Source organism: Phaeodactylibacter xiamenensis (assembly GCF_965229835.1).
GTDB classification, from domain to species: domain Bacteria; phylum Bacteroidota; class Bacteroidia; order Chitinophagales; family Saprospiraceae; genus Phaeodactylibacter; species Phaeodactylibacter xiamenensis.
The window spans coordinates 4,927,689-4,947,948 of record NZ_OZ245931.1; the positions used below are offsets into that span (position 1 = coordinate 4,927,689).

A 20,260-nucleotide genomic window follows, 5' to 3' on the forward strand; every position below is an offset into this window, starting at 1 on the left:
GGTAGCGTGAGTTAGCGTAGTGTTTTGTCTTAGGCTGGAGCCAAAGGTTTAGGGCTGCTTCGTATGTTGCAGTATGAAGCTTGAAGCCACTGCGATCACCTCAACGCCCTCACCCCAAGCGCAGCGACTGTCCCCCGCTGGAGGTGGATTCAGGGGGTGGAAATGTCACGATCAATTCCTGAAAACAGTTGACCAAAAAACACAGAAAAACCTACCGCCCCATATGCACCAGCAAGACCGAAATATCCGCCGGAGAAACTCCGCTGATCCGGCTCGCCTGCCCCACCGTTTCCGGGCGGATTTGGGATAGCTTTTCGCGGGCCTCTTTTGACAGGGAAGTCAGCTGCTCGTAGTCCAGGTTGTCGAAAAGGCGGACATTTTCCAGGCGGTTCATCTTGTCGGCCCGCTCGCGCTCCCGCTCAATGTAGCCCTCGTACTTCATATCCGTCTCGGCCGTCTCGATAAACTCAGGCTCATAGTTGCCCAGGAACTCATCCAGGGCAGGAAGAACGGTGCGCAGCCCGGCAATATCCACATGCGGGCGCAGGAGCAGGCTGTGCAGCTTCACTTTTTGCGAAAGCGGCTGCGAACCCAGGCTGTCCAGGTAGCGGTTGACTTCACCAGGCTCCACGCTGAGCTTGCGGGCAAATTTACTGATGGCTTCACCAGCTTCCTGCTTGGCCAGTACGCGCTGCATGCGCTCTTCCGCACCTTGGATGCCCAGCTCTTGTGCCAGGGGCGTCAGACGGAGGTCGGCATTGTCTTGCCGGAGCAGGATGCGGTACTCGGCCCGGGAGGTAAACATGCGGTAAGGCTCCTTGGTACCTTTGTTGACGAGGTCGTCGATGAGCACACCGATGTAGCCATCGGAGCGGCGCAGCACAAATGGCGCTTCCTCCCTGATGGAAAGGTGGGCATTGATACCGGCAATCAGCCCCTGACAGCCGGCCTCTTCGTAACCGGTGGTGCCGTTGATCTGTCCGGCGAAGTAAAGGCGGTCGACGAGCTTGGTTTCCAGTGTAAGCTTCAGCTGCGTAGGCTGGAAGAAGTCGTATTCGATGGCATAGCCCGGGCGGAACATCTTGGCATTTTCAAAACCCCGGATTTTCCGCAGCGCTTTGTACTGCACATCCTCCGGCAGGGAAGACGAGAAGCCGTTGACGTAAATCTCAACGGTATTCCAACCCTCGGGCTCTACAAAAAGCTGATGCCGGTCGCGGTCAGCAAAGCGGTCGATTTTATCTTCGATGGAAGGGCAGTAGCGTGGCCCCAGGCCCTGAATGCGCCCATTGAACATAGGGGAGCGGTCAAAGCCTTCCTTCAGCGTGTCGTGCACTTCCTGACTCGTGTAGGCGATGTGGCAGGGGCGCTGTTTTTTCAGCGTTGGAGTATCGGTGTAGGAAAACTTGCCCGGATCTTCATCGCCCGGTTGTTCTTCCAGCTGCGACCAGTCGATAGAGCGGCCGTCGAGGCGGGGTGGGGTACCGGTTTTCATGCGGCCGGCTTCGAAGCCCAGCTCCACGAGTTGCTCGGTGATACCCTTGGAAGCACGTTCGCCCGCCCGGCCACCACCGAATTGCTTTTCACCGATGTGGATAATGCCGTTGAGGAAAGTGCCGTTGGTCAGGATGACTGCCTTTGCCGGGATTTCCAGCCCCAGACTGGTGCGCACACCGGTTGCCCGGCCGTCTTTCACCATAATACCCGTGACCATTTCCTGCCAAAAGTCGATGTTAGGATGCTGCTCCAGCAACTCGCGCCATTTGGCCGCAAAGAGCATACGGTCGCTTTGGGCCCGCGGGCTCCACATAGCCGGCCCTTTGGAACGGTTGAGCATGCGGAACTGCACCATCGTGTGGTCGGTCACAATACCGGAGTAACCACCCAGGGCATCAATTTCCCGTACAATCTGACCCTTAGCCACCCCGCCCATAGCCGGATTGCAGGACATCTGCGCGATGGTATTCATATTCATAGTGGCGAGCATCACTTTGGAGCCCAGGTTAGCTGCGGCTACGGCGGCTTCGCATCCCGAGTGCCCGGCACCCACTACAATCACATCGTATTCTGGAAACATAATCGTTATCGGTCTTGTAATTTTCGGACTTGCAAAAGTACGGTATTCGCTTGACAATCAACAGCACAGTCCGAATTTTCGTTCAATCGGTCGTTCTGGCAATCCCCGAGACAAAGTTAGGGTTGAAGTACAGTTCCTAAAGGGCTAACTTGAGTCTGACTAAACCCTCTTCGTATGAAAAAGCTTTATTCCTTACTACTAGCCAGCTGTTTCGGACTATTTGCGCTACACGCTCAGTCACTTCTGGAGAATATTTACTACAACGACCTTGAAAGCCGCCCCTGCCCCTATGATGAATCAGAAACTGTACTCTGGCCGGTGGGCTGGGAGGTTTACCAGACTACGAACGGGCTATGGGATGGACCGGTAGATAGCACACGTTGTATCACTGTGGAAGCAGATGGCTTTAACCCTACCATTGATTTAGGCCAGATCGATCCGGACCTGTCCCTGTTTATCAGAAGCACAGATATCCTGAATGCACTCCTGATCCCTAGCCATATTTATTTGTCAGCATCTGATGTACAGCCCAATACCGGGAGTATTCTGAAGCTGGGTACGGGCTGTCCGGGCGGACTTTGCTCCGGATTGATTACGCGGATCAATATTCCCGCTGAAATACCGGGCGAGCGCTCACACCGTACCTATAAAGCAGGCATTGATGGCGACAATGTCGACTTCTATGCTGAAAGCTGTATTGCCACGGAACGCTTTGAAGATCAATTCCTGGAAACCTTTGTCATCAAGTTCACCTTCGATGAAGAAGACCTAAGTGGACAAGTGCTCCGGCTATTCTTTAGTGACTTTGTGGGCATATACGATTAAGTCAGCCTTTTTCCTGAGCTGGTATTCCCAGATTTGTCTTTTGACGGTGACTCCTACGATGCTGCGATTGAGGAGGTGGTAGATGGGGAACCCTGGGCGCCTAATTATCTAGGGGTTTATGCAGATACCACCTACCCGAGCGTAGACCAGCCCTCTTTCATTGAGGCGCAACCGGAGACAAACACGACCACTCCACAGGAGTTGAATCTGTATGCCGGGGAGTATAGCAATCTCCGTTTTCAGCCCTTCACGCAGGTGCGGGGGGCGTTGGTGGAGGGCAGCGACTCTGTCCGGCACGAATTGAATATTATCAATGAAGGTATGGATTGGTGCCTTGGTGTAATTATTGACTTGGTCTTCGATGGCTCTACAAATCTGATATACGGCGGCGGCCACCTGGACTTTGGCGGGGAGACCGCCTGTTTAATGTTTCTCAATGGATCAAAATTGGAGGTACAGCCCGGCGTAGACCTTCACTATGGTGCAGATGGGGACGGTTTGCTGGGGCTCGGCAAAGAAGGTCAAATTGTGCTGGGCAAAGACAGCCGCCTGTTTATTAACAACCGGGTTGTACTGTGGAACCACGAGGTATCCCCCGATAATCAAACTTACATTGATTTGCAGCCAGGCAACCACCTGGAATTTGGCCCTCTGAGCCGCCTGGAGCGTGTTGGGGTGCAGGAAACTGGCATTTTGCTCAATGTATACATGAACGGTGGGACGCTCGATGATTCTGGTCTCAGCCCGGAGGACCGGTTGCTGATTAACCGAATTTACCCGGATGTAGCGCCCCGGTTGCTGGACAACATTTCGATATTTCCCAACCCAGTGGGCGCGGAGCTCCAATGGGCTTATGTTGCAGACATCGCAGGCACGGTGCAGTGGTCATGTCATAACGCACTGGGGAAAGTCGTCCGGGAAGGTGCCGCTTCAGTCAGCCGGGGGCGGAATATTTTTACAGCTCCCCTTGAGGTGCCGTCGGGTGTGTACTACCTGACAATAGAAGCAGCGGGTAAACGAGGCACGCTGCCCTTTGTCAAGGCACCTTAATTTTTCCACTTAATATTGCAGCCCGCGCTAGGGTACTGCTGCTCCGGTGGCGGGTCGCCGGCAAGCAGGTGGTCGAGGGCAGCCCGGAGGTCTTCGCCAGTCAGTGGCACATCGTTGTTGGGGCGGGAGCCATCGAGGCGGCCCCGGTAGTAAAGTCTTCCGCGCCCGTCAAATACGAAAATATCCGGCGTACAGGCGGCATCGTAAGCTTTCGCAACTTCTTGTGTCTTATCATAAAGGTAGGGAAAGGGGTAGCCCACTTTAGCCGCGGTTTGTTTCATCGCCTCCGGCCCATCCTGAGGATACTGCACGGCATCGTTGGAGCTAATAGCGGCAAAGCCAATACCTTTTTTCTTGTAGGCATTGGCGAGGCGCACTAATTCCGGGTTAACGTGGATCACATAGGGGCAGTGGTTGCAAAGGAAAAAGATGACTGTGCCATGGGGCGATTCCACGTCCCCCAGCTGAACGGTCTCTCCGGTCACGGTGTCTTCCAGGCTAAAGTTGGGTGCTACAGTACCCAATCGCATCATTTTTGATTCAGTAAGTGCCATATGTTTGGTCGCTTTACTATAAGAAAGCCGGAAGGCGCACTTTTGTTTGGAACAGAGCGGTAGGTGTGGCGCAGAAATAAAAAAGCTGACCCCGGGTTAGGGAGGTCAGCTATCTGAGAATAATTTCTCATTAGATGTTAGTGCCTGCGTACCAAAATATTTGGTACTTCCTGGAAAATTAGACATCACAAGCTGAAATTCAGGATTCTCTGTCTACTCCCTCTTACTCTTTTCGAGCTTTCAGATCAATGGTAAAACGAAATTACTGTGCATATCCGTTTTATGCGGAGGAAGCAAGGAGTTGGTAGAATTCAGCAATTCAGAAACCCTTGTCTCAAGTAATCAAAAGAAATAAAAAAGTTTTTGTGTGTGTGTTTTTGTTTGAGTTTAATCGCTGTTTAAACCCCGTATTTCTGTTGTAATGTTAATTATTACGTGCAAGTAAAGGAAAAAGACATCAGCATGATATGCAAAATATCAACTTTTGTGACATAGAAAATGGGTATTTGTTTTATTTTTCTATGCATAAGTCACTGATCCCTAAGACATAGTTGTCGACAACATGAATATCTGTTGCGGTAGTTGCGCCTTCGAATCCGGAGATCATCCCGTCTTGAAGTTCTGCCCGCGCCAAAGCAGTAAGTTGTTGAGCAACAGGCAGGTAGGACCAGTGCCACTTCTCTTCGTTGTAGCCATTTGGGCGTTCGGGGCCTTTGGGGGAATACGGCTGACAAAACCCAAAGCCAGGAGCGTGGGCGGTAAGCCAGGCATAGATTTTTTGCCCTTGCCCTTCCTCAAAGTAACGGTTGTTGAAAGCATTTAAATCGATATCCGTGCCCCAGTGGTGCCTGGAAGTGCCTGGCATAGAGCTGTATTTTAGAATTTCCAGCGCCCGCTCTTTGGGGTCCGGAAAGGCCTGAGCGGCATTCTCACCTGAAGAGAGCTTCTGCTGCCCGGTCCATTTGCGTTCCCAGATACCTTTCTGGTAATTGAAATTGCGGGTGGCAGACCGGATGACGAGCTGTATGCCATCTGCCTGTGCTGCTTCGTACATGGCTAAAAATGCATTATAGGTGTCTTTTCGGAGCAACAGGCCTTCGCGGTCGGCGTACCGGTCGGGTACCTGCACAAAGTCTGGGTGCCCGGAGGGGTCAAATTGCCCCATAAGGTACTGTGTGTCAAAGCCCATGGCACGGGCTTTTTCCAGATCCGTGGTGTCCTTTGTCTCGGTCAGGGGGCTTTTGGCTGTATCCGGTGCTTCTGCTTGCGTGGCTTGTTGCGCCGTATCCGTTGCAGGCTGGCAGGCCATGCAAAACGGGAAAATCAGGAAAATGAGGTGCTTCATAAAGTGCTAAAATTCAAAGGTTTTTTGTTCCACAGGGTAGCCAAAGAGGTAACGCTCTTTGATTAGGTTGGCGACCTGAGTGGGCACCATACTTTCCCACTCTTCATCGCCGGCGCGGAGCATATGCAGGACTTCCTTGGAGAAGATATGCAGGACATCGGGATTGAAGCCCTCGACGTCTACAATTTGCCGGTTATCCAGCAGGTGCTTGTATAAGAATTTTACGCCTTCCGGGATAGGTACGTTTTGAGCATTGATGATCTCGCCGCTTCCTTCCTGCAAGGCCGGATAAACGTAAAACTTTACATTGCGGGTGAAAAGTTGCCCAAAGGCAGCGAGTAACCGGCCATCCAGGTTTTGGTAGTACTTGGTATTGATCAGTTCCAGCAGCTCGCGCACCCCAAGGACGAAGCCCAGCTTCTGGACTTTAAAATCAGAAAGATAGGTGACCATCTTTTGCTGTTGCTGGCAATCAGAGACTACCACGGTCTGCCCCATAGTGTTGAGGAGCTCCGCCCGGTCCAGAAAATCCTGCTCGTCGAGTTCGCCTGTACTGCAGAGGTTGTCCAGCGTAATTTCGGTAAGCAGAAAAGTGCGCCGGGGATCCGTTTCCGCCTCATTCCTGAATTGGGCAAAGGAGGCATTGATCATATCCATATTGACCAGTGTAGCCGGCCGGAAACTGCCGCGGACCATCATCACATGCCTTTTGTACAGAAATTCGGAAGCGTGAACATTCTGCCGGTCCGGCCCAAACATGGCCACATCAGTCAGCTTATTCTTGACCATCCAAAGGCTGAGCAGGCGATTGTCAAGGTCTTCAAAGTCTGGTCCGGTAAGGCGAACCATATCAACTTTCACCCGGCCGTGTAGCCCGTCCATTAAGGATTGTAGCATGACTTCGGGGTCGTCGTGGTAGCGATAGCAGCCGTAAATGAGGTTAACCCCCAGTATGCCGATCGCCTGTTGCTGCAGTTGATTGTCGTTGTCGAGCATTCGGACATGCAGGACGAGATCATTGGTGCCCCCGCCGGGCGTCAGCTGAAAGCGGATACCCAACCAACCATTACCTTTGATGGTGCGGGTGTAGTTGATGGCTGCCACAGTATCTGCAAAAACGAAAAAGCGGGTATCGGGCCGCTCATTGGTCAGCCTGGAGCGCATCAGATCATACTCGTGGTTGAGCATTTTGTACAAGCGCGCCTCACAGACATAACGGCCGGAGACTTCTTCCCCGTAGATTTTGTCAGAGTAGGTTTTGTCATAAGCCGACATCGTCTTGGCAATCGTCCCTGCCGCAGCGCCCACCTGAAAGAAGTAGCGGGCGACTTCCTGACCGGCTCCAATCTCGGCAAAGGTGCCGTAGATGGAAGGGTCCAGGTTGATTTCCAGAGCTTTCTGGTCGGTTTCTAGTAGTTGGCGCATGGGCAGTTGCAGTTTGTCTGTACAGTAGCAGTTCAGAAGCAAATGTACTAATTCTGCCCGTGAAAGCGGGGGCAATTTGAGCTTTGTCGGGGCTGGACTTTCGCATCAGGCACCCTCAGGCAGGGTTAGGGGGCAACCTGATGAGCCCGCAATGCCTTCAAATCGACAAATTCCAGCGCTTTCTCGTGGGTGGCTGCCAGTCGGACCGGAGGAGCAACACCGGCTTCATAGGCTTCCTTCCATCGCAATGCGCACAGGCACCAGCCATCGCCGGGCTTGAGGCCGGGAAAGCGGTACTCCGGGCGTGGTGTGCTGAGGTCGTTGCCTCTTGACTTAGTGAAGGACAGGAACTCAGCAGTCATTTCGGCGCAGACCACATGCGTGCCAAAGTCATCTGGGCCGGTATTGCATACACCATCCCGGTAGAAGCCGGTCATTGGGTCGGTACAGCAGGACTGAAGGGGCTCACCAAGTACATTTTTAGCTCTAGTCATTGTTCCTTGTGGGTTTTGTGCTTGTCCGCAACTCAGGCTAAGGCAGCAGAGCCCGGACAATATGAACAGTAATCGGATCGGCATGATCGCAGGGTTTTGGTGTTCACAACAGCCCAGCCGGGACAGGGTTTACTTCAAACCAGCTCTTTCGCTACAGGGCCGGCGACTTCCAGGCCCGCATGCCGCCCTTCCCCCTCGTAGAGCGTGGTTTGGCCTTCCTGCAACCGGACGTGGATTACAGACTGAAGGCTTTCGTTCACCTTTCCGGCCATTGCTCCGGATATTGGCGCGGCAAGAGTGCCGGTACCGCCCCGTTGCTGTGCATTGATTTCCAAAACAGCCCCTCGGCGCTTTAGCACGAGCTGTACGGTTCGGGAAGGCTCGTCCAAATGGACTTTCAGACGGGCATTATTGTAGGTGGTAAAAGCCCAAAGCCGGCCTTCCAGCCTGAGCCCGGCAAGGAATCCGGGGAAGTGGCTCCCCAGCCAGGGGATACGGGCTACGGAGGCCATCAGGCAGGCGCCTTCCGTTTGGGCGAGGTGGTTGGTCTGCATCCATATCCAGCTGGAAGGGAAGGACTTTCCCCAGTCTTTTTCGATGTAGCCTATCCCCCCTGTGAAGTCCACAGGCTCACCATAAACGCTCAGTTGCCCCTCCAGCTTATGGTGGAGGCTGACGATGCCATGGTAGCACTCCATGAATGGGACAAAGCTATACCAGCCCATGATACCGGGAGCGCCAAGGGCGGATGGCCAGGGTGTGGTGCCCTTGAAGATGAGTTGGCCCGATAATTCCGGTAGTGCGATTTCCAATTGGTCGGTTGCAAAGAGATTGTTGCCCAGCCGCACTTCAAAGCGGTCTTCCTGCGGCTTGAAACCGGAGGAGGCGAATTCGTGGTAGGCCGAGGTGCAGGCTTTGCCATCTAAACGCTGAATAAAAGCATGCTGCTGCCCTTGCTCATCCATTGAAATGCCGGGAATAAGCGCAAACGCATGGCGCTCGCAGGGGCTGACAATCTTAAAGTACCAGCCTTCAAAGTAATTTCGGGACTTGCCCCATCCATGGTAGCGGTCGGGGTTCCAAAGGGCTTTCCATCGGGCAGCGAGGTGTTGCATAGCACAATCCGGCTTGGTGAGCCACCAAATTACACTTTCTGTGCATCATTACAGGTGTCGGAGACTACCAGAAAGGGCCATCAAATCCATAAATTATGTTTCCGAAACCTAAACGCCGTGCCGCCCATCAGGTAGAAGCAGGTGCTATGGCAGACATTGCCTTTTTATTGCTGATTTTCTTTTTGGTTACTACGACCATCATCCAGGAAAGCGGGCTGCAGGTGCGCCTGCCGGCCTATCTGCCAGCGCCTGTACAGCCATTGCCGGACCGAAACGTACTCAGCGTGAAGATTAACGCTGGGAATCAGTTGCTGGTGGAGCAGGAGCTACTGCCTGTTGGCCAGCTGTCAGCAAAACTTACGGAATTTGTCCAAAATCCTGCCCGGTCGCCTAAGTTGCCCTCCTCGCCCCGGCATGCCGTGGTAGCGCTGCAGCACGACCGGGGCACAAGCTACGAGGTCTATCTTACTGTTTATGATCAGTTGCTGAAAGGCTATCAGAAGCTTTGGCAGGAAGAAGCTCAGCGGTTGTACGGGAAAGCCTATGAAGAACTTAAGCAAACAGAGCAGCGGGTGGTCCGCAGCGCTTTCCCGCTGGTGATTTCCGAATCCGAGCCCGTTGAATTCTAATACGGAAAAAGCCACCCCCGGAGTTTCCGGGGGCAGCTTTTGCTCTAAAGCATTGCAGAATTTATTAATCGGCTAACGCCCCAAAGAGTGGTTAGCAGGGTAAGTCCTAGGCGCTCACTTTGACCCGCTGGGTAATAAGCTCCTGTTCGTTTAGTTTGCCAAAGTGATATCCCTTGGCAGTGAAGTGCTCCAGGACCTGTGGCAGCACTTCGCGCAGCTTATCTTCGGCTTTCACGCTGTCGTGGAAAACGACAATTGAGCCAGGCTCTGCATTGTCGACTACGTTGGCGAGGCATTGCTCTGTGGAAATTTTCGGGTCGAAATCACCGCTGAGGACATCCCACATCACAATACGGTAGTGCCGCTGCAGGAACTGTGCCTGCTTAGGCTTCAACCGGCCATACGGGGGGCGGAAAAGCACGGAGTTCATCCGGTTGGCACAATGACGCACATTGTGGAAATAAGGGATGTTCTCTGTGGTCCAGCCATTGAGGTGGTTGAAAGTGTGGTTGCCCACTGCATGCCCTTCGCTGAGGACCTGTTTGAAAACATCCGGATATTTGCGGACATTATCGCCAACGCAGAAGAACGTCGCCTTGGCGTCGTACTTTTTGAGCTGCTCCAGCACCCAAGGGGTAACTGCAGGCACAGGCCCATCGTCAAAAGTCAGGTAGATGACTTTCTCATCAGTGGGGATCTTCCACGTAAAGTTGGGGAAGAGATTTTGGATAATTTGAGGTGTCTTAACGAGGTACATAACTCCTTTTGATTAAATGTTCATGGTATAGGAAAACGGGCGCTCCTTCAGAAGCAGCCGTGTTTGATTTTCAGACTAAGGAGGATTTCCCCCGTTAAACGGGTTAACGCTGGCAGGCTCTGCGAAAATGCTTACCTTTGTGCCTCCCGAGGTATCGGCTCAGTGTCGAAGAAAGTAGATGAATAACTGGTCAGACTGGGCATTTAAAGAGTACAACGTATCAAGTGCTTTTTTTGCTGCCTGAAAACACTAGTTTTTTCAAAAAAAATTTCTAAATGGCGCAACCCATTCTGCCCGGCTCGTTGAAATGACAAAAAGCATTCAAATTCAATGGAAAATATGAGGCTTCGATTTGCCCCCAGCCCGACCGGGGCACTACACATTGGCGGTGTCCGCACCGCACTTTACAACTACCTGCTGGCCCGGAAAAACGGCGGCACTTTCATACTGCGTATCGAGGATACTGATCAGACCCGCTATGTGGAAGGGGCAGAGCAATACATTGTTGAAGCACTGGAATGGTTGGGGATCACTCCGGACGAAGGTCCTGGCATTGGTGGTGACTTTGGGCCTTACCGTCAGTCGGAGCGAAAGGATATCTACCTTAAATACACACAGCAACTGATTGAATCGGGCCATGCTTACTATGCGTTCGACACTTCAGAAGAGCTGGATGTAGCCCGGGAGAAAGACCCGACATTCAAATACGATGCCATGGCCCGCCTGCGCATGCGCAACAGTATCAGCATGAGTGCTGAGGAGGTAGAGGCGGCATTAGATGAAGGGGTTCCACATGTTGTGCGCCTGAAAGTCCCGGATAACGAGACCATCCTTTTTGAAGACATCGTGCGGGGAGAAGTTGCTTTTGACAGTTCTGAGCTGGACGACAAGGTCCTGCTCAAAGCCGATGGCATGCCCACCTATCACATGGCAAACGTAGTGGATGACCGCCTGATGGAAATCACCCATGTGGTAAGGGGAGAAGAGTGGCTGTCGAGCACAGCACACCACGTTTTGCTCTATCGGAGCCTGGGCTGGGAGCAGGAAATGCCTGCGTTTGCCCACCTGCCGCTCATCCTGAAGCCTGCGCCGGAAAGCTACCTTGACAAGTCGACGATTCCAGCAATGGCCAGCCGAATGGCAGAGGAGTTTGCCCGTAAGTATCCGGAGCATGCGGGATACAAGGCGGAGGTATTCGCCCTGCAAACGTTCCAGGATAAGAAAAATATTCCTGCCAACCTGAAAGAAAAAGAAAAAGATCAGGCCGACAAGGCTGCTTTCAAAGCTTTTCTCAAAAGTGCGTTGTATGGTAAGCTCAGCAAGCGGGACGGTGACCGCTTAGGCTTCCCGGTATTCCCTCTTTCGTGGAAGGGCGCAACAGCAGAAGACAGCTTCACCGGCTTCCGGGAGTACGGTTTCTTACCTGAGGCGGTACTCAACTTCCTGGCCCTGCTGGGCTGGAACCCTGGCGATGAGCAGGAAATGTTTAAACTGGAAGAGCTTGTGGACATCTTTTCGCCTGAGCGGATCAATAAATCAGGCAGCCGTTTCAATATCGACAAAGCGAAGTGGTTTAATCAGCAGTATATGATCAAAGCGGACGATGCCCGCCTGGCACGCCTCGTCCGTCCTATACTGGAAGCCAATGGACAACAGCCTTCTGACGCCTTTGTGGAGGGCTTTGTCAGCCTGATGAAAGAGCGGGCCGTAACGCTGCCCGATTTCTGGGAAAATGGCTACTACTTTTTTGAGCGCCCCCGGAGCTATGAAGAGAAAATGATACAAAAACGCTGGCAGCCGGAACGCAGCGAACAGTTTGCGGAGCTCGTTAAGGATATGGAACAGCTGACTAATTTCTCTGCCGATGAGATCAAAGCCGCTGCAGAGCGCTTTATGGAAAAGCATGAACTGAAGTTTGGGGAGGTGCTGCCAATGCTTCGTCTGGCGCAGGCGGGGACGATGAAAGGGCCGGCGATTTTCGAAATGATGGAACTGTTGGGGCAGGAGGAAGCTATAGCCCGGTTGAAACTCGGGTTTGAGGCATTTGATAACATTGTTCAATCCTAAAAATAGTGAGCCGATGGCCAGTAAAAAAAATAAGGAGGAAGAAAAAGAGGAGCAACCCGGCGTACACAAGGATTTGAAAGGCTTCGACATAAAAATCAATGAGTTTGGAGAAATAACTTCAAACCTTGATGTCGAAAAAGTGAATCAATTTCTGGATAAGAACGTAGAAGATAAGAAACTAAAAAGCCGGAGGTCGGAAGATGAAGAAGAATAGACGCTTCTGGCCGGATTTTGGACGAAAGCAAAAGCATGAACCCACCTGCTATCTGACGAAAGCCAGGATAGCTCCAGGCCCCGCGTGACTCCGGAATAAAACAAAGCAGCAGTGACTTCCCTTTGGGGAGCGCTGCTATTGAAGTTTGATGGTAGCTTTTAGTTACTATCGTCGATGCAGCACAACGAAATGGTAATTAAGTGCTACTTAGGCAATTAGGGGGGAGGATTGTGGGCCTGATTGCTGGTTTTTGCATATTTTGTGACTAGTTTTTGCGTATTCCCCTGGTGTTTAGTCTATCGATGACAACCGCTTGAGCATAAAACCAAAACCGATTGAACATGCACTTCTTAGGCAACCTAAGACCAAGCCCCGGGCATCCCTGCGCCTATTGGTATTGGTCATTCAAGCAGGAAAATTTTATTACCCAAACATACTTTGGTGGGGCCTCTATTTGAGGGCCTTACAATGGAATCATCCCATAAATTAACACAATCATGACGAGACGACTACACGCTTTACTGGTCTGGGGAGTGCTGCTAATCAGCTTTTCAGCCCCGCTTCAGTCTAAAGCCGCGGATGGTCCTGCCCCCCCTGAAAAACCGTCATCAACTTTTCGGGGAACAGAAGAACTACCGCCGATACTGATCCCGCCCAACGATACTATAGTGGATGGTATTTGCAACATCCCTGTGGCGGACACCCTCCTGCTGTTCAATCCAATGGATCTGAATGACTCTATCTTCATTCTTCCGGTAGACAGTACGGCAAGCAACGGTACCATTCTGCCGGGCACTCCTCTTTTGAATGCCATTTCGGTGTGTGGTGGCCCGGATACCCTTTACCGCATTTGGCGGGGTACGTTCGCCGATATGACAGAGGCAGAGGCGGTCCAACGGATCATTATCACAGAGGATACAGAACCTCCGATTTCCAACTTCACCATCAATCTGGACACCGTTATTACCTGCGAATTGGGCGAGCCGACCTTTGACTCCTGGAGGCAAAGCCGGTTGTTTGCCGTTAACAGTAACCTGGAAGATTGTACCGGGATTCTTTCTGTGAATACCAATATGCCACCATCTTCTTATGTGCCAGGCCCCTGTGATACACTTGAAGTGACTTTTACGATTGAGGACTTTTGTGGGAATATTCGCAACTACGAAGCGTCCTTCACCACTATAGATACCATAGCCCCCGTACTGCAAAATGTACCAGACACTATACAAGTGAGCTGCGACACCATACAGCAGTACCTGATGAACAATCCGCCTTCCATGGTCACCGCTATGGACAATTGCCGGGACAACCTCACCGTAGGTTTCCAGCAGGATACCATCCCCGGGCCACAGGCCTGCCCGGAGCATGATTTGGATATCCGCCGTAGCTGGTTTGTTACGGATTCCTGTGGCAACTTCACTTCCGCCGTTCAGGTCATCCGGGTACGTGATTTCTCAGCCCCTGATTTCACCCGTCCGCCAGACATCACCATTTCCTGCGATGCAGACCCTCTTGACCTTAGTATTACAGGTACTGTAACAGATACGGTGGATGCCTGTGGAGGGCCGATTACCGTTACTTTCTCTGACGAAACAGCACCTGGAAATTGCGACAATAGCTACTTTATCGAGAGGCAATGGGTGGTGGAAGATGTGTGTGGCATTTCTTCTTCTGTTAATCAGCTGATTACTGTCAGAGATACTATCGCGCCTTCCTTTCTTGTGCCGGCAGATACGACTGTGAACTGCGGGGACGAAGATGATTTTTCCATTACCGGGGAGCCCACAATGCAAGCAGATAATTGCTCTGGACTCAACGAACTGACTACAGAGCTGCTTTCAGAAACGTTCATTGCAGGTAGTTGTGAAAATGACTATGTGCTGGAGCGTGTCTGGCGGGTAACAGACGAGTGCGGGAATGACAGTATTCAGGTTCAGCAGGTTACCGTCATTGATACCATTGCGCCGGTCTTTTTGTCGGCGCCCTCAGACCTGACGGTCACCTGTATGGCGGGTACGGATATTGAAACCCTCTACAGCAACTGGCTGGAAAGCTACGGTGGCGCTCAGGCAGGCGATGCCTGTACACCGGTGGATAGCCTGACCTGGAATACTTTTGAAGCCGGAACGAATCAAACGGTTAGCAGCACGCCTAATATTATTTGCCCTTCCGGCAGCGACACCCTGCTGATGCAGGTCGTGGATTTTGTTGTTGATGATGGGTGCGGAAACTCCACCCTGGAGCAGGCAACATTTATAGTGATTGATAATACGGCGCCTACATTTGTGGAGTGTCCGGAAGATGAAGTGATTGGGACCAATTTTGGGCAGTGCTCTGCCAATTATACTTTAGAAGTACCCTTTATTCAGGAGGAGTGTGCCAGCTCATCCTCTGTGGTAAATCTATTTGATAATGCAACGATCACTTCCAATGCTTCCCCGGGACAGGAGGCGAGCGTGCCCGTCAACCCTATTGTCTTATCGTTCCCAGTAAGCCAGCCACTGCCCATCAATGCACAAGCCGGGGGGCAGCTCAGCTTGCAGCTCCAGAATGTGGATGCAGAAGGGACCACAGAGTACTTTAACGTTATTGGTGAAGATGGTACGCCCATTGGCCGTACCGGAAGGGCGATGGTACAATGTGGAAATGCGGACACGCTGCTCAGTGTGCCTAAACCGCTATTGGACCTTTGGGCAGTGGATGGCGTGATCGAAATTCGCCTGGAGCCTAATATTCCAACCACACAGCCCGGTAGCTTTGCGATTAATGCGCTTTGCAACCCCGCCGGTACTGTACAGGCTAACCTTATCTTCCCGATAGCCGAACTCAACGACCTGCGCTACGAATACCGGACGAATAACAACCCTCGTGTACTGGTCGATCCTATTGCTCCTGCTATGGTGACCTTGCCTATTGGCGAAAACACCATCACATACTACATTTCAGACTGTGCGGGCAATATAGACAGTTGTGTACAGCAAGTGGTGGTGGAAGATCAGGAGCCTCCACAACTGACCTGTCCTTCTGATATTGCTCAGCCACTGGAGCCGGGTACCTGCTCTGCTGAAGTGACCTTACCGCTCCCGGACAACATCACGGACAACTGTGGCCTGGAGTCTCCCTACAGCCAAACTATGCCCGGCGATACCGCAAGTGCCTGGCTGACTTACACCTTTGACCCCAACCTCAACGATTATATCGCTAACTCAAAGACCTATACTTTTAATGGTGTGGCCGCCAATGCTTTTGATAATGTCAATTTGCTGATTGATTTACAGGGGGATTTTAGCTCTTCCGGGGCATTCTTCCATATCATTGGCGATAACGGAGATACCATAGATGTCACTCCGCAGGGCATTGCCAGTTGTGCAAACCCGGGGCAATACGTCGTGAGTATTCCTGCTGCGGATTTCAACGCCTGGGCAAGTGATGGCAGTGTAACCTTTACGCTTCAGCCGAGTTTTATTCCGGTACCGCCGGGTGGGCCTGGAGATGGGATCAACCCCTGTGATGCTATGGCGGTGGACGGAGACGGTGAAACTGACAGCCTCAGCTATGCTTTCGTAAGCCTGGTTTACCAAACGGTGACGCCTTTTTATTATGCAGAAGGGGCTACCGAAATCCCCTATACGCAGATGACCGTGCCGGCCTTGTCGCCAACCCATGAGTTTAATGTGGGTGAAACAACGGTATACTATATTGCGCAAGATGAGGTCGGGAATCCGGATACCTGTAGCTTCATTGTCGACGTCCTTGACAATGAGCCCCCTGTAGCTCTCTGCAACCCTACAGTTGTGGAAATCAATCCATCCGGTATTGAGCCGGATACCGTGAGCGTGGAAGAGTTTGATGCCGGGAGTTTCGACAACTGTTCGATTGATACGATGTTCCTCTCACCCAATACATTCACTTGTGATGAGGCCGGCACTACAGTAATGGCTACGCTTACCGTTGTAGATGTGGTAGGTAATATTTCTACCTGTACCCGTCCGATTCGTATTGAGGCGGAGGCGCCAATGCCCACCTACAGCTCCGGTATTTGCGGCGGTGATACGCTGAACCTCTTTGCAAATCCACCCGCAGCAGAAGGTGGTGTAGTATATACTTATGTATGGCGTGGGCCGGATGGGAATATCATTTCCACCCAGCAGAACCCGGTTATTCCCAACGTGGACGAAGATGATTCAGGAGCCTATGTGGTAACTATTGAAGGATTATCGGGCTGCACAGCGGAAGGTGTGGTTAATGTGGCCGTCAGTGGGTTGCCTCTTACCCCGGTATTGCAAACAAACGCCCAGCAATGTGGTGATGACCCGGTGGAGCTGAGTTCTTCAGTTGTGCTGAGCAATGCTACTTATTATTGGTACGAAGGGCAGTTCCCCAATGGGACGTTGATAACTACCACGAATCAGGGTAGCCTAACCCTGCCCGCCTACAATCCACAGCAACCTGAGACCCGGTTCTACTACCTTATCATTGAAGCCAATGGTTGCCAGTCAGAGCCTTCGGTAGCAGCACCGGTCTTGCTTACACCAAGGCCTGTTGCCTCCGTCAATGCAGCCGTTATTACCGAATGCGAGGGTGGTTCGGCTTCATTGGGGACTCCTGTGGCCGGGACGGGCATTACCTATCAGTGGACCGGTCCGGACGGGTTTTTCTCAACCGACCAGAATCCGGAGGCGATCAATCCGCTGGAAGAGGAAAATGCAGGGGTTTACAGCCTGACTGTTTTCCGAAATGGCTGCCCTTCCGAGCCGGCGCTATCCATTATTAATGTGATCCCCAAGCCGGGGCCTTATCAAATTGCCGTACTCACCAACCCTTTCTGCGAAGGAGAAAAGATAACTCTTCAGGCAGAGCCTTCAGGCGCAGCTTCGTATATCTGGACCGGGCCAGACCTGAACCAGATTACGACTACTACAAATACACTCATTCTTGACAATGCCAATGAGACGCATAATGGAAACTGGACAGTACGTGGCGTTCAGTTTTCGTGTGTTTCTGATGTTTCTCCGCCCGCGAGTGTGGTAGTGAACGAACGGCCTAATGCTATGGCAGCCACGAGTATTTCTCCTGAAGATCCACTTTGTGAAAGAAGTGTTCTGCAACTCTTTGGTACCCCAAACTTATCCGCAGCGAGCTACACCTGGAATGGGCCTAACGGCTATTTTTCAGTGGTGCAAAATCCGACAATCAATCAAGTTGGGCCTTTACGCTCCGGCACCTATACCCTCACGGTCACTACCGAACAGGGATGTAGCGATACGGCTTCTGTCAGTGTTGAGGTCATCGAAGCTATTGATATCATCGGTGTTAGTAACAGCGCTCCTGAATGTTTGTATGGGGCAACGGATGTAACGCTTCAGGCTACCGTTTTTCCTGTCAATGATGGAACCTATGATTTTCTCTGGACAGGTCCGGGCTATAACTCTTCTGACGAGGTCGCTGTTATCGAGAATGTAACGGAGGCTTTAAATGGAGGCAGTTATTCTCTTGTCGTATTTACAGAGGAAGGCTGCCCTTCACTGCCGGTAAGTACGACGCTGCAGGTGAAGGATGCCCCCCCGCGAGCCCCGACCCCTACTAACCCTTCCGCTACGTATTCCTTTTGTGAAGGCGAGGAACTGACCCTCACCACGCCAATGGTGACCAATGCAACCTATATCTGGAATACCCCGTCCGGGCCAGTAAACACAGGGCCGGATAACAGTATAACGATATCTAATCTCACTACGAATGATGCGGGAAGCTATCAGGTGTCCCTCATTGAAGATGGTTGTCCCTCTGTTCCTTCTCCCGTTCGTACCATTCAGGTGAATGCCAATCCAACGGTGGAGGCTTCCAGTAACAGCCCTGTTTGCGGCGGTGCGCAGTTGCAGCTTTTTGCAAATGGGCCGGCTGGGTCTACCTATACCTGGCAGACTCCGATGGGCACTACGCCAAGTGGGCCGAATATTATTATTCCTTCTGCCAATCCGGACCTTCATACCGGAGCCTTTGTGGTAACCGCTCAGCGTGACGGTTGCCAGTCTGAACCAGATACGGTTACGGTGGTCATCAACGAAACGCTACCGGCTCCTGCCAATCTCATTAGCAATGGGCCCATATGCGTGGATGAACCGGGCGCCACTCTAACTGTCTCCATTCCCAATGGACAATCGGGTGGAGGCATTCAGTACCTGTGGTATAATGCCGGGGTGCCATTAGATACTACGGTCACGCCCAATTTGCTGATAACTGATTTCTCAGGTTTCGAAGGTTCGCTTACGCTGGAGGCAGAAGTGCAAACCGGCGATTGCATCTCTGACCCGTCGCCTTCTCTATTGGTTGCATTGGATACCATACCGGATGAGATGGCCATGGTTGGGCAGGACACTTTCACCTGCGCGGGAGCAGATCTGCTTGTTTCCGCTACGCCGGTATCGCAAAGCATAGGCACCTGGCTGGAGCTCAATGCTAATGGAGGGGCACTTGTCATTGAAAGCCCCGGGAGTGCTACCACAAATGTTTCGGGCTTTGAAGAGGAAGGTATCCGGCAACTGGTCTGGGTATTGTCCAACGGAGGCTGTAAAAGCTTTAGCTCGGACACGCTGCAAATCCAGGTAAACGTTCCTGAGCCGGCCGAGGCAGGTATGGATACTTTGCTTTGTCCTGGTGATCCAATCTTCCTAAATGCTGCCAACCCGCAGGCAGGAGAAGGCAACTGGTCACAGTCTGCCGTACAGGCCGACTTCAATGTGGAAATTGATAACCCGGAAGATCCAGGTACCGGAATTTCCGGGCCAGGATTACTGCCCGGCAATACTTATGCCTTTACCTGGACGGTGGTCAGCGAATGCGGAATGGACAGCACAGGAGTCCTCATTACCCTGGCTGATAATAACCCGTTTGCCGGATTTGATGTGATTGTCTGCGAGGAAAACGGCGTGGCGATGCTGGCGGCGGGAGAGCCGGCGGATGGCAGCTCCGGAAGGTGGAGCTCACCGGATGAGCAGCTGGTGTTTTCCAACCGGAACAATACTGACACAGAGGTGGCCAACCTCACAGTGGGCGATAACCTGGCCATCTGGACGCTGGACGGAGGATTGTGCGGCGATAGCTCCAGGGATACCCTGATTATTGATTACCAGCTGCCGCCAGTAGTGCAAAATGACGATCGGACCATTGAATTTGCTGTGGAAACGATTGTGGATGTGCTGGCTAATGACGCTGTGCCGGAAGGGAGCACCCTGGAAGTGATTATGGAGCCGTTCAACGGGCGTGCGAGGGTAACGGCAGATAACCGGATTGCCTATACGCCCGACCCCGATTTTGCCGGAACGGACGAGTTGGTTTATCAGGTTTGCCGCGAAGGATGTGCCTGTGCTGATGCTGTCTTACGGCTCACCGTTGGCGAAGGGGTAGACTGCGAGCCCCCGAATATTTTTACGCCAAATGGTGACGGGGTAAATGAAGCCTTCATTATTCCGTGTTTACTGGACACAGGCGCCTACCCAAATAGTCAGCTTTCTGTCTTCAACCGTTGGGGAGACGAGGTATACAATTCGCCCCGCCCTTATCCAAACAACTGGCGCGGCACCTTTAATGGAGAAGATCTGCCAGTGGACACCTACTTCTATATTCTGGACCTTGGAGATGGGAGCCGGCCTATTACCGGGTATCTTCTGCTTCAGAAATAATTTAAATAAGGAATCTTTTTGCCCCGGCT

At 52.1% G+C, this 20,260-nt stretch carries 13 protein-coding genes; 6 read left to right on the plus strand and 7 right to left on the minus strand.

The features are described 5' to 3' along the window. Window positions 1-211: 211 nt before the first annotated feature. Window positions 212-2,077 (minus strand): tRNA uridine-5-carboxymethylaminomethyl(34) synthesis enzyme MnmG, encoded by a 1,866-nt coding sequence (gene mnmG, locus ACO08I_RS18795; protein ID WP_421946754.1) that lies wholly within the window; start codon window positions 2,075-2,077, stop codon window positions 212-214. 174 nt (window positions 2,078-2,251) lie between these two features. On the opposite strand from mnmG, the gene ACO08I_RS18800 reads away from it, so the two are divergent. Continuing rightward, the gene (locus tag ACO08I_RS18800; RefSeq protein WP_421946755.1) at window positions 2,252-2,902 is read left to right on the plus strand and encodes a hypothetical protein; all 651 of its coding nucleotides are present in this window, start codon (window positions 2,252-2,254) and stop codon (window positions 2,900-2,902) included. Window positions 2,903-2,935: 33 nt separating this feature from the next. Beyond that, window positions 2,936-3,952, plus strand: coding sequence for a T9SS type A sorting domain-containing protein (locus ACO08I_RS18805; RefSeq protein WP_421946756.1), 1,017 nt, complete (start codon window positions 2,936-2,938; stop codon window positions 3,950-3,952). On the opposite strand, the gene ACO08I_RS18810 is transcribed toward ACO08I_RS18805, so the two are convergent. From ACO08I_RS18810 to ACO08I_RS18830, 5 genes are all read right to left on the minus strand, one after another. Beyond that, window positions 3,949-4,506 carry a thioredoxin family protein gene (locus ACO08I_RS18810; RefSeq protein WP_282784835.1) on the minus strand — a complete coding sequence of 186 codons (558 nt, stop codon included), beginning with the start codon at window positions 4,504-4,506 and terminating at the stop codon, window positions 3,949-3,951. The genes ACO08I_RS18805 and ACO08I_RS18810 overlap by 4 nt on opposite strands. 511 nt (window positions 4,507-5,017) lie before the next feature. Then, window positions 5,018-5,851, minus strand: a complete 834-nt coding sequence (locus ACO08I_RS18815) for a M15 family metallopeptidase (RefSeq protein WP_421946757.1) — start codon at window positions 5,849-5,851, stop codon at window positions 5,018-5,020. Between the two features lie 6 nt (window positions 5,852-5,857). Continuing rightward, a complete protein-coding gene (locus ACO08I_RS18820; RefSeq protein WP_282784839.1) occupies window positions 5,858-7,276 on the minus strand; it encodes a TonB-dependent receptor in 1,419 nt (472 codons plus the stop codon). A 125-nt stretch (window positions 7,277-7,401) separates the two neighbouring features. Beyond that, window positions 7,402-7,770, minus strand: coding sequence for a DUF2237 family protein (locus tag ACO08I_RS18825; RefSeq protein WP_421946758.1), 369 nt, complete (start codon window positions 7,768-7,770; stop codon window positions 7,402-7,404). Between the two features lie 134 nt (window positions 7,771-7,904). Continuing rightward, on the minus strand, window positions 7,905-8,885 hold the full coding sequence (locus ACO08I_RS18830; RefSeq protein WP_421946759.1) for a tocopherol cyclase family protein: 981 nt from the start codon (window positions 8,883-8,885) through the stop codon (window positions 7,905-7,907). A 95-nt stretch (window positions 8,886-8,980) separates the two neighbouring features. Here ACO08I_RS18830 and ACO08I_RS18835 point away from each other — a divergent pair, with 95 nt between their 5' ends. Further along, on the plus strand, window positions 8,981-9,514 hold the full coding sequence (locus ACO08I_RS18835; RefSeq protein ID WP_282784843.1) for an ExbD/TolR family protein: 534 nt from the start codon (window positions 8,981-8,983) through the stop codon (window positions 9,512-9,514). A 106-nt stretch (window positions 9,515-9,620) separates the two neighbouring features. Here ACO08I_RS18835 and ACO08I_RS18840 read toward each other — a convergent pair whose 3' ends face one another. Beyond that, window positions 9,621-10,271, minus strand: a complete 651-nt coding sequence (locus ACO08I_RS18840) for a polysaccharide deacetylase family protein (protein ID WP_044219600.1) — start codon at window positions 10,269-10,271, stop codon at window positions 9,621-9,623. 330 nt (window positions 10,272-10,601) lie between these two features. On the opposite strand from ACO08I_RS18840, the gene gltX reads away from it, so the two are divergent. From gltX to ACO08I_RS18855, 3 genes are all read left to right on the plus strand, one after another. Then, the gene (gene gltX / locus ACO08I_RS18845) at window positions 10,602-12,338 is read left to right on the plus strand and encodes a glutamate--tRNA ligase (protein ID WP_345894681.1); all 1,737 of its coding nucleotides are present in this window, start codon (window positions 10,602-10,604) and stop codon (window positions 12,336-12,338) included. 13 nt (window positions 12,339-12,351) lie between these two features. Then, window positions 12,352-12,552 carry a hypothetical protein gene (locus tag ACO08I_RS18850; RefSeq protein ID WP_044219606.1) on the plus strand — a complete coding sequence of 67 codons (201 nt, stop codon included), beginning with the start codon at window positions 12,352-12,354 and terminating at the stop codon, window positions 12,550-12,552. Between the two features lie 497 nt (window positions 12,553-13,049). After that, window positions 13,050-20,231 (plus strand): gliding motility-associated C-terminal domain-containing protein, encoded by a 7,182-nt coding sequence (locus tag ACO08I_RS18855; RefSeq protein ID WP_421946760.1) that lies wholly within the window; start codon window positions 13,050-13,052, stop codon window positions 20,229-20,231. The last annotated feature ends 29 nt before the right edge of the window (window positions 20,232-20,260 follow it).